Annotated in this window: 14 protein-coding genes; 5 read left to right on the top strand and 9 right to left on the bottom strand. The window is 36.7% G+C overall.

Going from position 1 to position 14,677, the window contains the following annotated elements:
• The first annotated feature begins 1 nt into the window (after position 1).
• Genes tpiA through EHQ43_RS18000 form a run of 5 tightly spaced genes read left to right on the top strand, consistent with a single transcriptional unit; the run spans position 2 to position 3,878 of the window.
• Positions 2 to 751, top strand: a complete 750-nt coding sequence (gene tpiA, locus EHQ43_RS18020) for a triose-phosphate isomerase (protein ID WP_135742313.1) — start codon at positions 2 to 4, stop codon at positions 749 to 751.
• Between the two features lie 9 nt (positions 752 to 760).
• Entirely contained in the window at positions 761 to 1,093 is a 333-nt protein-coding gene (secG, locus tag EHQ43_RS18015; protein WP_012389055.1) for a preprotein translocase subunit SecG, read from the top strand.
• The gene (locus EHQ43_RS18010) at positions 1,053 to 1,721 is read left to right on the top strand and encodes an LIC_12096 family protein (protein ID WP_135742314.1); all 669 of its coding nucleotides are present in this window, start codon (positions 1,053 to 1,055) and stop codon (positions 1,719 to 1,721) included. The genes secG and EHQ43_RS18010 overlap by 41 nt, the downstream gene beginning before the upstream one ends.
• 1 nt (position 1,722) lies before the next feature.
• On the top strand, positions 1,723 to 2,877 hold the full coding sequence (locus EHQ43_RS18005; RefSeq protein WP_135742315.1) for an LIC_12097 family sensor histidine kinase: 1,155 nt from the start codon (positions 1,723 to 1,725) through the stop codon (positions 2,875 to 2,877).
• Positions 2,874 to 3,878, top strand: a complete 1,005-nt coding sequence (locus EHQ43_RS18000; RefSeq protein ID WP_135742316.1) for a response regulator transcription factor — start codon at positions 2,874 to 2,876, stop codon at positions 3,876 to 3,878. Before EHQ43_RS18005 ends, EHQ43_RS18000 begins: the two co-directional genes overlap by 4 nt.
• Positions 3,879 to 3,926: 48 nt before the next feature.
• Here EHQ43_RS18000 and EHQ43_RS17995 read toward each other — a convergent pair whose 3' ends face one another.
• From EHQ43_RS17995 to aspS, 9 genes are read right to left on the bottom strand one after another with little or no spacing between them, the layout of a single operon-like run.
• Positions 3,927 to 4,994, bottom strand: a complete 1,068-nt coding sequence (locus EHQ43_RS17995) for a hypothetical protein (protein ID WP_135742317.1) — start codon at positions 4,992 to 4,994, stop codon at positions 3,927 to 3,929.
• Between the two features lie 3 nt (positions 4,995 to 4,997).
• Positions 4,998 to 6,251 (bottom strand): nicotinamide-nucleotide amidohydrolase family protein, encoded by a 1,254-nt coding sequence (locus tag EHQ43_RS17990; protein WP_135771936.1) that lies wholly within the window; start codon positions 6,249 to 6,251, stop codon positions 4,998 to 5,000.
• A gap of 5 nt (positions 6,252 to 6,256) precedes the next feature.
• Complete coding sequence (gene argS, locus EHQ43_RS17985; RefSeq protein ID WP_135771935.1) at positions 6,257 to 8,032, bottom strand: arginine--tRNA ligase; 1,776 nt, start codon at positions 8,030 to 8,032, stop codon at positions 6,257 to 6,259.
• Position 8,033: 1 nt separating this feature from the next.
• The gene (locus EHQ43_RS17980; RefSeq protein ID WP_135742320.1) at positions 8,034 to 8,288 is read right to left on the bottom strand and encodes a hypothetical protein; all 255 of its coding nucleotides are present in this window, start codon (positions 8,286 to 8,288) and stop codon (positions 8,034 to 8,036) included.
• On the bottom strand, positions 8,285 to 9,034 hold the full coding sequence (recO, locus tag EHQ43_RS17975) for a DNA repair protein RecO (RefSeq protein ID WP_135771934.1): 750 nt from the start codon (positions 9,032 to 9,034) through the stop codon (positions 8,285 to 8,287). Before recO ends, EHQ43_RS17980 begins: the two co-directional genes overlap by 4 nt.
• Positions 9,035 to 9,499, bottom strand: coding sequence for an rRNA maturation RNase YbeY (gene ybeY / locus EHQ43_RS17970; protein WP_135742322.1), 465 nt, complete (start codon positions 9,497 to 9,499; stop codon positions 9,035 to 9,037).
• Complete coding sequence (locus EHQ43_RS17965) at positions 9,496 to 11,862, bottom strand: HD family phosphohydrolase (protein WP_135771933.1); 2,367 nt, start codon at positions 11,860 to 11,862, stop codon at positions 9,496 to 9,498. The genes ybeY and EHQ43_RS17965 overlap by 4 nt, the downstream gene beginning before the upstream one ends.
• Positions 11,859 to 12,866, bottom strand: a complete 1,008-nt coding sequence (locus tag EHQ43_RS17960) for a PhoH family protein (RefSeq protein ID WP_135754360.1) — start codon at positions 12,864 to 12,866, stop codon at positions 11,859 to 11,861. Before EHQ43_RS17960 ends, EHQ43_RS17965 begins: the two co-directional genes overlap by 4 nt.
• 1 nt (position 12,867) lies before the next feature.
• Positions 12,868 to 14,673, bottom strand: a complete 1,806-nt coding sequence (gene aspS, locus EHQ43_RS17955) for an aspartate--tRNA ligase (protein ID WP_135771932.1) — start codon at positions 14,671 to 14,673, stop codon at positions 12,868 to 12,870.
• Between the last annotated feature and the right edge of the window lie 4 nt (positions 14,674 to 14,677).

Below are 14,677 nucleotides of genomic sequence, written 5' to 3'. Positions count from 1 at the left end.
GATGAGAAAGAAAATCATTGCTGGGAATTGGAAAATGAATTTATCTTTGGCGGAAGCAAAAACAATCGCCAAAGGATTACTCGCGGCAAGTGAATCTTCTCCCTACGAAGTCATGGTATTTCCAAGTGCTCTCCACTTGGAGTCAGTTGCTTCTATCACAAGCGGCTCAAAAGTGATTGTTGGAGCCCAAAATGCTTATCAATCAGGGCTTACGGCAATGACAGGGGAAATTTCACCTGTCCAACTGGCAGAACTGGGGATCCAAACGGTTCTAGTAGGCCATTCCGAAAGGCGCCAATTCCTAGGTGAAACTTCAGAATTCGACAATGCAAAAATTTCTTACTTTTTAAAAGCAGGGCTACGCGTTGTGTATTGTGTGGGAGAAACCTGGGCAGAACGTGAAAAAGGCCAAACCTTTTCCGTCCTTGAAGACCAAATCAAAAAAGGTCTAAAGGATATCACAAGTGACCTTTTCAAAAATCTTGTGATCGCTTACGAACCAGTATGGGCGATTGGAACAGGAAAAGTGGCAACGCCGGTGGAAGCGGAAGAAGCCCACTCTTTTATCCGCAAAGAAATTGGAAAATTATTTGTTGGTGCAGACAAACTCGCTGAGAAAATTCAAATTTTGTATGGTGGTTCAGTCAAACCAGACAATATCAAAGAACTTCTCGCGAAACCAAACATTGACGGTGGCCTCGTAGGAGGAGCCAGTCAAAAATTAGATTCATTTTTAGGACTTTTAAAATAAGGAAACTTTATGGGATTTTTTGCAGGAACTATTCTTACTCTTTTTGTTCTACTCTCTCTTTTTCTCATCCTCCTTGTGATGATCCAAACAGGAAAAGGTGGTAGCGCAGGAATGCTCGGCGGTTCTACCGCTAGCCAATCAGTGTTTGGTGCATCGACAGCTGACGTGATGACAAAAACGACTCGAGTCGCAGCGATTTTATTTATCGTATTGTCACTTGCTCTCTCTTTTGTTTTTGCAAAGAAAGATGAAGTATTAGTTCCAGATTTGGAACCAAGTTTGGAAGCTCCGGTAGAAACTGATGGAACCACTCCCGAAGTACCGGCACCTAGCACTCCTTAGTCTTTTTTTATTAAGTGTCAGTCTCTTTGCTGAGGCTGACATTACCGAAAAAGAAAATCGATTAGACAAGGAAATCCTTAACCTTTACCGAGAGATCGCTAGAGCTAGAGATCTTTTGTCTTATGAACATTTAACTTCCTTACCCGCAAACACCACGATTAGTTTTATTGGAACTTACCCAAATCGAACAGGAATCCGGATTCGAAAATTCAAAGTCGACCCTGACCCACAAAACAAAAACCGTATCAAACATTCAGAAGAAAAATCGATTTTACTCGAATTCAATGGATCTGTTTTGTCAAAAGTAGAAATCCAAATCACAACTGAAGACACAGAAATTGAACAAAAAACAAGAACCAAAATTATAGATTCGACTCCGCTTGATGACTCCGTAAATGATTTGGAAATCCAATTTTCAGGGATTGACGGAACCGAACGTTTTCCACTTTCTTCCCTTCGAAATGATTCTGTAAAACAAGAAAGAAACGATTTCAAAAAGGACTTCTATATAAAATTTCTATTGGATTTTCATAGCCAACTTACTTCTATTAGTGCTCTCCAAAAAACAAGTGGCAATCCAAACCAAAAAAAAATGTTCAAACAATTGAATCAGTCGTTAGGATACTAAATTGTCAGAGTTTGAAAGTCTTGGTGATTCAAATTCGATTGAAAACATCGAAAAAGTGGCTGAAAAAGCACGCGAATTGGAAGCTATTTATGATGTTGTCCAAGACCCACTTGTCCTCATCGATTCCGATTTTAATATCCAAAGGGCAAATTTAGCGACCATCCTTTTTGCAAAAAATAACAAATACGATGAGTTATTGGACAGGAAATGTTATGAAGTATTATACCAACGAACCGATGTTTGTCCCTACTGTCCGAAAATCAATGTTAAATCGAAAGATAAACAACAGACGTATGCAACACCCATCACGCGTGAAATTTTTTTCCGTTCTGAAGATAAAAAACAAACACTTTTATTAGAATTTTACCCTTACCCCAAACAAGAAGATTTGTTTTGGATGGTAGAAAAAATCTCGGATGTTACAAAACAAAGAGATAAAGAAGAAGAGTCATTTCGAATGCGTAACCTTGCTTCTCTTGGGATTTTAATTTCAGGGATTGCTCATGAATTAAATAATCCACTAACAGGAATTAGTCTAACATTACAAAATTTAAAAGCAAACTGGCAAAATCAACCTCCAGAACAAATCGAAAAACGTTTGGACATGATTAAAAATGATATCTCTCGCGCAGCAATCATTGTCTCCGATATTATCTCATTTGCGAAAACTGACAAAGTTAAAGTGACCTTAGGTGATATTGTTGAAACTATCTATCGAGCCAAGGATACTGTGATTCGCTTGTATCCGCATTTAAGTAAAAACATCACTTGGAGAATTTCTTGTGATCACGAATACCAATTCCCTTTTCATCCAGGAAAAATGGAACGTCTCTTTATGAATTTGTTTCGAAACTCTTTACAAGCTTTCGATTATAGACCTGGTGAAATCTCAATAGAAATTCGCAAAACAAAAAACTGGTTACACATAATCATCGAAGACAATGCAGGTGGTATACCCGACGCAATCATCCAAAAGATCTTTGATCCTTTTTTTACAAGTAATAAATCAGGAACTGGAACTGGCCTAGGTTTGTCCATTTGCCATTCCATTGTGAAAGAACATGATGGTAATATATCTGTCAAATCAGTAGAACAAAAGACACGTTTTACTATTTCCTTTCCGCTCACTAACGACATCACGGAGCCAAATTCATGAAAAAATCCATTCTCATCGTCGAAGATATCCACTCCATTCGAGAAGCTATCATGGATTTGTTAAGCACCAAATTTAATGTGTTTGGTGCAGAACATTTTGAAGAAGCGGTTTGGTATCTTACGAATGAAAAAATTGACTTAACTATAACAGACATTCGATTGCCAGGAAAATCTGGTATTGACCTAGTGAAACTCATTCAGAAAGAGTTTCCGCATGTATTGTATGCTCTCATGACTGCCTACAATATCAATGAATACATCAAATATGCAAAAGACCTACAAATTTGGAATATCATCCCAAAATATAGTTTTTTGGACATCCATCTCATTGAAGTCATGGTAGAGAAACTTTTATCAAATGATATTTTTGGAATTGAAAAATATTTCTCAAAAGACTTTCAAGTATATGACCAAAACATCAATAGTGAATTTGAAGATGCACCGAAAAATGGTATCGTATACAAACAAATCAAATCGGACCAAGACAGGTCCATCCTATGCGGAAAAATTTCAAAGAATCTAATCCAGTTAGGTGCTCCAAAAGCCATCCAACAGGTATTGGAGGAATTAACTTCCAATGCAATGATTCGTGCACCAAGGACAAACGAAGGGGAATACAAATACCAATTTGAAATCCCTAGCCATGATATGGTGGTTCCACTTGATAATATCCAACTGATGCCTGATGATTATTTTTTAATTGGTTATGGATCAACCGAAAGTACGATTTTCATTGTTGTCCGAGACCAATTTGGTTCGTTACGTAAAGAAGAAATCTTACATCGTTTAGATCGACATATCAGCATTGACGAATCAACTGGATTTCCTAAAGGACTAGAAGATAGTCACGGACGAGGATTATATATTTGCAGAGAGATCTCCGACCAATTGATTTTCAATATCAAACCTGGTGTTTGTACAGAAACCATCGCCATGATTAACAGAGAAGGTCGAACTGGATTTAAATCCTTGTCTATTTATGAAGTAGATTCTAAAGATTAGTTTCTATAAACAGTTCCATACATTACAAATCCAATTAAAGGTTAAAACTTATAAATTTTGGAACTGCACTAAATCAGTTTTTGTTTCCATATAAAATACGGAATCCGATTTACCTGGGAAAAATCGAACTGGGAACTCAGAAGGTGAAATCCTTTTTTTTCGAATCAAATCCCCTATTTCATTATAAAACAATATTTCAGAATCAACAGCTGCCACCATAAAAGAATTGCTGGCATAAATGGATTGGTAAACTCCAGTTTGTTTGGATTTACTTTTTTCCCAGACTAAACTTCCTTTTTTATAAAAATACAAAGCCTCAGGAGTTTGCAAAAAAATCTGGCCATTATTTCCAGTGGCAAAATACAATTGGTGAGGATAAAACTTTGTGAGTGGAAATTCATTGACAACTTCCCCAACTTCATCCAAAACCAAAATCCAATCTTTATCATCAATGGAATAGTGTATAGAAGCGAGTTTTCCATTTGGGGACAATGAAACAGATTTAAAAAAAGAATTTGGTTTATCTTTCGATAGATCAAATCCAAAGATTAAATTTGCTTTTTCATCCAATCGATAAATTTCCCCACCCGAAAACAAAACAACCACACCTTTATTTCCAATATCAAACTGGTAGTCAGTTAAAAATCGGCCATTTAACTCTTGTTTTCCGATACGATTACCACTTTCATCAAGTAAAAAAACAGTATTATTATCTCCCGATAAATATAAAACTGGTGACGCAAAATATCCACTCCTCGGATAAGAATTGATTGGTTTTTTCCAATACAACTCACTACTATCTGAATAAAAATTCACTTCATCACCAATTTTTTCATATAACAAATATCCATTCCCCAAAAGAGGAAAATCTACCAAATACTTAGGATCAATTGTTGGTTTTGAACTAGATTTAAATGAATAAAATTGTTGGTTGTATTTGTAGCCATTCAAAGACTTTAGTGGGTCTTCACCAATTTTGGGAGGATTTGTTCCAAACTTACCTTCCAAATTCCAAATCCAAGTCTCCCGAATATTTGGAACGAATCTTAGATCAACATCCCAACTAAAATAAAATAAAACAAAAAAACCAACTGAATACAAAATGTTTTGAAACATATTTTATACATCCTTACCCTTTAGTGATTGGTAAATTAAAAACAATGCTGTATTACTTGCGTTTTCGCGAATAGACTCCCTGTTCCCTGGGAATACATAATGGTGCACTATGGTTTTTCCTATTGGATCTTTTATCCCAATAAAAACAGTACCAACAGGTTTTGTATCGCTTCCGCCAAGAGGTCCAGCGATTCCTGTTATCGAAATACCATAGTCCGTACCTGTTTTTTGACAAAGTCCATCCACCATAACCCTTGCAATTTCATCACTTACTGCACCATAAGTTTCGATTGTTTCTATTGGGATTTCGAGTAACTTTGATTTTAATTTGTTTGAATAAGTCAAAAAACCTCCCATAAAATAAGCACTCGAACCTGCTTGTTCCGTAAGTTTTTTTCCAAGCAAACCACCAGTACAACTTTCAACAACGGAGATAGTATACTTTTCTTTTAACAATTGTTCGTGAACAAATTGAAATACATCATCTGATATAATTTTGGGATATTGTCTTTCTAAGCGACTGATGATGGTTGTCAGCAATTCTTCATTAGTAGATTGAAAAATACATTTGATGTATCCTCTATTTGCAGTAACTCCCCATTCTGCATCCTTAAAAAACTCGTTTCGATTTGGTTCAATGAAATCGTTTTGGAATAAAGATTCACCGATATTCCACAACCATTTCGTTTTTTGTAATAAGTTTTCACGAGGGTATAGTTTTTTTAATTCAGGTACTAAACGGCGTTTGAACATCTCCGTCATCTCGGATGGAACACCAGGCATACAAACTAAATAAGAATTTTCACCGATATTTTCGATAAACCCTACTGCAATACCGACAGAATTATCTAAAGTTTTGCAACCTTCTGGAACAAAAGTTTGGCGAAATACATTTGGAAGGATGTCCTTATATTCTTTCCCTCGGGCTTCATATATTTTCACAAGCCGAAGTTTTGCTTTTTCAACGGAATATGATGTTTTACCAGTTAATTTTAAAACTGTTTCCAAAGTGTAATCGTCTTCAGTGGGTCCAAGCCCTCCTGTCATAATCACAAGGACAGGAATTTCCTTGGAAAGATTTTGTAAGGATTGTAATTCAGAAAAAATTAAATTAGGGTCATCAGGCAAAGTGACAAACTTTTTTACCTTCCAACCCAATTCAAACAATTGATTGGATATCCAACCAGAGTTTGTATCCACACTCCTTCCCGCTGTAAGTTCAGAACCAGTTGATATAATGACAATATAAGGAGACAAAATTTTTACACTTCTTCTTTTGACATTTTTTCTGGAGCCGAGATTCCGAGTAGTTCTAACCCAGACGAAAGAGCTAATTTGGTATACAAAATGAGTAACAATAATTGATCCCTTTCGTCGCCTTGTTTATCTTTAATTCGATTGTCTTTATGCGAATAAAATTTAGTAAAAGCTTTGCTAAGTGATTGTAAATAATTGGTTAGGCGATGAGGTTCGAGATTTGTTGCCGTATCATATACTTCTTCTTGGAAACGGGCAACCCAGAATAATAGTCGCAAACGTTCTTCCGATTCGAACATGTTTGCTTTTATGTTTGTAAGTAACTTCCATTCATTGATAGAAATTTGTAATTCTCGAAAAATGGAACAGATCCTTGCATGTGCATATTGGATATAAAACACTGGATTTTTATCGGATTCATCTTTTGCCAAATCCAAATCAAAATCAAGTGGTGCATCGGAACTTCTCATAAGGAAAAAATATCGACCCACATCTTTTCCATTTTTGCCAAGATATGCTAGTAAATCTCTCATCGTTTGGAAAATTCCCAATCGTTTACTCATCTTTACCTTTTCTTTGTTTTCAATCAGATTCACCTGTTGAGCAATCAAAACTAAAAAACTATCTTTAGATTTCCCAAAAGACTCCACTGCACCTTTCAATCGAGCAATGTATCCGTAATGGTCTGGCCCCCAGATATCAATGAGCTTGGTAAATCCTCTTTTGTACTTATCAAAATGATAGGCAATGTCTGCCATTAAGTATGTTGGCCGACCATCTTCTCTTCGAATCACTCTGTCTTTATCGTCACCATAATTTGTAGATAAAAAGTGGAGTTTCCCATCGATGGTGGTAACATCTTCTTTTCTTAATAAGGAGGGTACTTTTTCCACTTCACCGGCATCGTGTAAACTTCTTTCACTATAAAATTGATCAAAAGCTACGCCAAACAACTGCAAGTCTTCTTTCTGCCGACTTAAGTTGTAGTTCACTGCGTATTTCGCTAAAAATTGGACACAATCTTCCCAATTTTGATTTTGAATCCAATCTCCTACTTTTTTTGAAAGAGAAGAATCACTTAACAATTCACTTGCGATATCTTTAATGTATTCACCACGGTAACTTTCTTTTGGTAAAATCCTTTTTTCAATCAGAGAAAAAATAGACTCATTTGACTCTTCCTCTTGGAAGGTAATAGTTTCACCTTTTGATTCAAATATACGCAAAAGGACTGCAACACCAAGTAAATACACTTGGTTTCCATAATCGTTCACATAAAACTCTCGTTTCACAGAATGACCTAAACTTGAAAGTAAATTTCCAAGCGCATCACCGTAGGCTGCTGAACGAGCAGATACAATATTCATTGGCCCAGTCGGGTTCGCTGAAACAAATTCAAGCAGTATTGACTCGGTAATTTCAGTTTTGGCAAAGGATACGACTGGAGACATGACTTGGTTTGTATACTGGAAAAGAAAGTAGGAACGAATACGGAAATTGATAAAACCTGGAGGAGAAAACGTTACAAATTCAAATAGAGTGTCATTTTTGATCTCGGCAAGTAATCCTTCTGCAATTTCTTTTGGATTCAATTTGAATACATTCTTGTTTTCTAAGGCAAATGGAGTTGAATAATCTCCAAACTTCTCATCCCTCGAATATTCAATCCGTATCTTAAAATCAGATAATGGAAGATTTAAATTTAATTTAGAAATATAAATTGAGACTGCAGTTTCTAGTTCTTTTAAAACTAAATTTTTTAATAATTGGTTGGCTTTCATTTTAGTATTTTATTTCCATTTTTAATTTATCTGCATTTTCCCATAGTTCAAAACTTTTCACTTTGAAACGGGATACAAAATTAGGAATCGATTCTTGGTTGTCCCGTAGGACCGCAGAGAACATATCTTTTTTTGATTTGGTTGTGGCAATTGGAGTTTGGTTTTTGATTGTCTCAGATTTTAATAACAATTGAAATACGGCAAGAAACACAGAAAAAGTCATCAGTAGCAAAATGGTTTTAATGATAAAATTCATAAATCCCCAATTGTTTTATAAAATTCAAAATATGATTTTAGTTCTTTTCCAAACAACGAACGCAAAAACTGGTTAAGAATCAAATCCCCTTCTTTGTATTCAGTCTCTCTTGGATAGACACTTAGTACATTCGAAAATTTCTTAGATAACATAATGTGAAATAGTTTTAAAACAGGCAAATGATCTTTCGGGATTGGGTGGCAGTCAGAACATAAAAATTCTCGTGAATCAACAGAAAAATAAGCTTTTTTTTTCGAAAGAATTTCTTCTCCACAGGTAAAACAATAAAACTCAGAAGGAAAATGCCCCATATGTGTGAGAGCTCTTAATTTAAAAAATGGCAAAATTTCCTTTCGAAAACCATTGGTATTCGAAGTTTCCAAACTCCCTGAAAGCAGTTGGTATAAAAACGGATGACTCTCACCTTCTGGGTATAAATAAGAAGTAAGTTCAGTGATATACAAGACAAACAACGTGCCTATGTAATCTTTTTTAAGTTCATCGTATCGATTGATTAGGTGGATTTCCTTTGTCGATTTCCAGTCCTTCTCAGATTGGTCATAATAATCTACTTCCACCATACAACCAATCTCGGTAGAGATAATCGCTCTGCGTTTCGATTTACGAATCCCTTTGCTGATAAAATTCATCCTTACCTGAGATTCACCTGCAAGACTGATCAGTCGGTCACTATCACCTATGTCTTTACTTTGGATAATGATTCCAGTTTCTTTTCGAATGGCCATTTACGTTGTAAAAACCAAATCCAAACATTCATCTTCCATCTGTCGCATCAGTTTTGCATCTTTTTCATTTGTTTCATGATCGTATCCAAAAAGATGTAAAATCCCATGCACTAACAAGCGATAAAATTCATCAATAACGGAATGTCCAATTTCAATTGACTGTTGCCTGCATGTGTCCATTGAAATCACCACTTCTCCCAAAATCTGAACAGGAACTTGTGGAAATTCTGAATACAATGGAAAAGATAATACATCAGTTGTTTTTTCTTTGCCTCGCCTTTCCCCATTGATTGTCTTCATTTGAGAATCACTAACGAGTAAAATGGAAAGTTCTAATTCTTGTAAAAAATTAGGTGCAAGATATTGTATAATTTTTTCACAATTTTTTATCACTAAATTTGAAATAATTTCAGACTCACCTGTTTCATCATTCCAATGAGTGGAAACCAATAGGGATGGATTCATGGTTTAGACTTTTTACTGTTCGCAGATTCTAATGCTTTTGTGTCTTCTGGTTTTGGGTATTTTGGTCTTTGGTGAAGACTCGAAAGTAATACTTCTTTAAAACTCGATTTGATGATTTCTAAATCACCAATCGTTAAACCACTTTCATCCAATTGATTTTCTGCAAGTTTCGAATTAATGATTTTACGTATCAGATCATCTAAACTTTCAGGGGAGACCTCATCTAATGAACGAGAGGCGGCTTCTAAAGAATCTGCAATCATGACAATGGCAGTTTCTTTACTTTGTGGTTTTGGACCCGGGTATTGAAAGTCCTTTTTGTTGATATTTTTACGTGCACTACTCGATATCTCTTGTAATGCTTTATGATAAAAGAATGCCATAGTGGAGGTTCCATGGTGTTCCGGTATAAAACTGATAATTTCCCTAGGAAGCCTTGCTTTTTTTGCCATCTCAATTCCATCTAACACGTGATCGATGACAGTTTTTGCCGCAAGGGCAGGGTTATTTTTATCAATATGCTCTGGTTTTGGAATCAAATGTTGGTTTTCCACAAAAAAACCGGCATTTGGAATTTTTCCGATGTCATGGAAATACACACCAACTCTCACAAGTAGACGATCTAAATTTAAATTCTGTGCTGCCCGTTCCGAAAGTGCTGCGACCATAAATGTGTGTGTGTAAGTAGAAGGTGCCTTCGTTAGAAGTTGTTGTAACAAAGGATGCCCTGTATCAGCAAGTTCTATCAATTTAAATCGAGTGGGGATATTGAATATATATTCATACAGTGGGAGTAAGAACTGAACCGCTGTTGCACTTGCAAACCCATTCACAAAACACATCACCGTAATTCTAAATAAATTGGAATTGGTTAAATCTTTAAAAAAACCAGCACCGCTCGATACAAAAAACTCCCTACCATCAAATAAATACCCAGCCGTTGTCACTAGGATTTGGACAAACGTTAATAAAAATCCGGCCTTTAAAAAATCGATACGTTTGAGTAACCTACGTCCGTAAATGGAGCTCATCACTGCAACAGTAAAGGCCAACATAAACGAAGTTGGATTGTATCTAGAGGCAAAAAATACAGCAAATGCTAAAAAGAATCCAATCGCAATGGAGAGTTGTTCGTCATATACAAAACCGAGCAATAAACAGAGCATCCCCACTGGAACAAACATTCCAAAATAATATACTCCTGACAAATCACTGTCAGTTGCATAAAATACTTTTGATAGTAAATAAATCGAAGCAATGACAATCCATAATGTAAAAAAGATAATAAGGTTACTCGAAAGGTCGTTCAATCGATTTGGCCGGTAACGGATCAAATAAAAACCGACAATCACGATGAGAACACATTGTGTGAGAAAAATAGATACGATAGAAGCAAGGTTTGCTCTCGTAGCATACAAATTCATCATATCCAGTTTTAACTTTACTTCAGGAGTGATGACATCGCCTGCCCTTATAATGATTTCATTGGCTTGGATTCTACTTTTTTGAACTGAAACTGCATTCGCAGCCTTTAATCTAGAATTTTCTGTTTCCTCAGGATTGTAATTGCATGCAGGATAAGAATACACATAATACAATCCGATCCTTGAAACGGCTTTTAGGAGTGAATCAGATACATTCGGTAATTTTTCTGACGCTAACTTAGATAATACGGCAGTAACAGGTCCGTCTTTATAAATTTGAGACCTTGGGATGACCAAATTTCCATCGATGATGGTCGTGTGGTCCTGGGTTCCGATATTACGAATTTTTGCACCTGCTTTGTCCAATTCTTTGGCAAAAGGTAGGTCTTCTTTTACGATACAGTATTTAGAAAAGATTAGATTCGTGTATTGTTGGATAAAGTTTTTTAATTTTTCTTTTTTTGGATAATCCAATATTGCTTGGATTTCTTCATTAGTACGATTTCGCCATCTCGGAATTCGATCCTTAACCGTTGCCGGATTTGATTTTCCTTCTTGGATTAAAATTCGTAAGATTTCTAAGTCTTCTGATAAATTGGTATCAATGCCAGACGCAAGCACACCAAAGTCTTTGTCAAAAGCATACGGTACGTTTGATTTAGCTTTTTGTTTTTCTAAATTTGTTTTATCGATGTCTTCGTATGAAAATTCTTTGACTGATTGGATGGTTTCCGGTGCAATTTTCCCTTCGGAAAAAAGTCCATCAGGGTCTGTGTTCACTTTGGATTGCCCAAAAAAAGGAATCGAAAGGACATAAGTAACAAACAACAAAGTGAGAAAGACCAAAATGATTTGGATATTTCGAACCACAGAAACTGGCCTAACTTTTGTTAAAAAGTCAGTCACACTTGTCATTGAAGAATCAAAGAAAACTTTCATGGTTTTTTATTAAATAGACTTTCGTTTTCTTCGAAACGTCGGACAATCGATTCTACAATCGGGTGACGTGTAATGTCTTCCCTTCCGAAAAATATTGTCTCTATTCCATTCAAATTTCTAAGAGTGTAAACTGTTTTTTCCAGTCCTGAACGACCATGGGCAAGATCAATTTGAGTGGCATCTCCAGAAATTGCCATTTTGGAATTTTTCCCAAAACGAGTGAGAAACATTTTTAATTGTGGCAATGTGCAGTTCTGGGCTTCATCTAAGATGATAAAGGAATGGGAAAGTGTTCGGCCTCGCATAAAAGCAATGGGGGCAATTTCAATTTTTCCCACTTGTAAATATTCACTCGTTTTTTCAAATCCGATACACTCGTGTAACGCATCGTAGATGGGACGAAGGTATGGGTTTACTTTTTGTGTTAAGTCTCCAGGTAAAAAACCTAAGTTTTCCCCCGCTTCCACAGCAGGCCTTGTGAGGATTAACCTATCCACTTCTCCCGTTTGCATCATCCGGCATGCCGTGGCAATGGACAAAAATGTTTTCCCCGTTCCCGCAGGTCCCATCGCGATGGTGATGTAGTTTTTATGAAGGCTATCGACAAAACTTTCTTGGTTTTTTGTGCGAGGGAAAATGGGTTTTCCTTTGAAGGTGACAAAAATTTTATCTTTTGGAGTCCAAGTTTCTCCTTCCTTTTGGAAATCGGGAGAACCAGGTGTTGGCCATCCACCGCTAGAGTCTTTTACTTTGTTTACCAAATAATCGATATCAAAAAAAGAATATTCAGACTTGTCTGGTCTACGTTTGAAATTTTCTTCTACTTTTTGAAAGGTATCAAGTGCCACTTGCACTTGGTCAGGACTCCCTTGGATAATCAGGGATTTACCACGGGGGATGAGTTTTACACTCAGTCGACTTTCCCATAACGGGAGTTTGCTGTCACTAATCCCACATACAGTTTGGTAGAGGGATTCTTCCTGAAATGTAAAACTTTCATCCATATTAAATAGTGACTACCCTGAGTTTTAATTCTTCTAATTGTTTTGCTTCCACAGGACCTGGTGCTTCGCTCATCATACAAGTTCCTTTTTGTGTTTTTGGGAAAGCAATCACATCACGGATAGAAGTTCCACCAGTGAGTAACATCATGATCCGATCCACACCAAAGGCAATCCCCCCATGTGGAGGTGCACCAAAAGAAAGTGCATCCAGTAAGAATCCAAATTTGGATTTGGCATCTTCTTCCCCAATCCCAATGGCTTCCAAAACAAGACTTTGTATTTCTGGGTTGTGGATCCGAATTGAACCACCACCAATTTCTGTTCCATTGAGAACCAAGTCATAAGCTTTCGCACCAATTGACGAAAGGTCAACTTCTTTCCCTGCCTTCCAATCCCTTAGTTTCTGAAAGTCTTCTTCTTTCGGAGAGGTAAATGGATGGTGAAGGAATGTCCATGATTTGGTTGTTTCATCCAATTCAAACATAGGAAAGTCAACTACCCAATGAAAACTAAATGGAACTTTAGGTGGATCATACTTTTCAGATAATTTCAAACGTAAGGCACCGAGAGAAGCATTTACAATTTTTGATGTATCTGCTCCAAAGAATACCATATCCCCTTCCTTGGATCCGACTGCTTTTGCAATTGCCTCAAGTGCTTCTGGTGAAAAACGTTTGGTGATGGTAGATTCAAGACCATTAACTCCGTGTTTCATATAAGCAAGGCCTTTGGCACGGAAGTCACGGGAAAGCCATGCAGTGAGGTCTTCGATTTCTTTTCTTGAAATTGTCGAGCCACCAGGTACACAAATGGCTTTTACAACTCCACCACTGGCAATGGCACCAGTAAATACTTGGAAATCACAAGACTTCACATGATCCGAAACATTCACAAGTTTCATTCCAAAACGGATATCAGGTTTGTCGGAACCATATTCTTCCATCGCGACATGGTAAGGCATGGTCATAAAGGGAGCATTCACTTCTAATTGGAACACCTTCTTTAAAGCAAAGGCCCACATGGATTCAATTTCACGACGAATGTCTTCTTCTGTGACAAAAGAAAACTCCATATCGAGTTGTGTGAATTCAGGTTGGCGGTCAGCACGTAAGTCTTCATCCCGAAAACATTTAACGATTTGGAAGTATCGTTCCATCCCACCAATCATCAGGATTTGTTTGAAAAGTTGAGGTGATTGTGGTAATGCATAAAACTCACCTGCATTCAAACGAGATGGTACTAAAAAATCCCTTGCTCCTTCCGGTGTGGATTTATTTAAAATGGGAGTTTCAATTTCTAAAAAGGATTTACTATCCAAATACTCTCGCAAAGCAAATGTTAGTTTGTGACGTAAAACCAAACGATCCCTAAGTTCTTCCCTACGCATATCAAGATAACGATATTTCAAACGGATTTCTTCACCAGATGGATCAAATTCATCTAAAGTGAAAGGAGGAGTTTTGGATGTATTTAAGATTTCAACAGATTCGGCAATTAACTCGTATTTGCCGGTTTCCATCTTCGGATTGACGGATTCAGCATCTCTTAGAGCTAGTTTTCCCTTTACTGCAATCACATATTCAGATCGAATTTTTTCGACTTTGGAAAAATCATCTCCAAGGATTTCTTTCCTTGCAACAATTTGTAAAATTCCAGAACGATCACGAAGGTCGATAAAAATCACACCTCCTTGGTCGCGGTAACGAAAGGCCCAGCCCGAAAGGAATAATGTATTTCCAACAGATGCATCTGAGACATTTGTGGCGCTAATTCTATTTTTGTATTCTGATGTTACCCAGTGATTCAATTGA

The organism is Leptospira bouyouniensis (assembly GCF_004769525.1).
In the GTDB taxonomy this organism is placed as follows: Bacteria; Spirochaetota; Leptospiria; order Leptospirales; family Leptospiraceae; genus Leptospira_A; species Leptospira_A bouyouniensis.
This window is presented reverse-complemented; position numbering and strand designations above follow the sequence as displayed.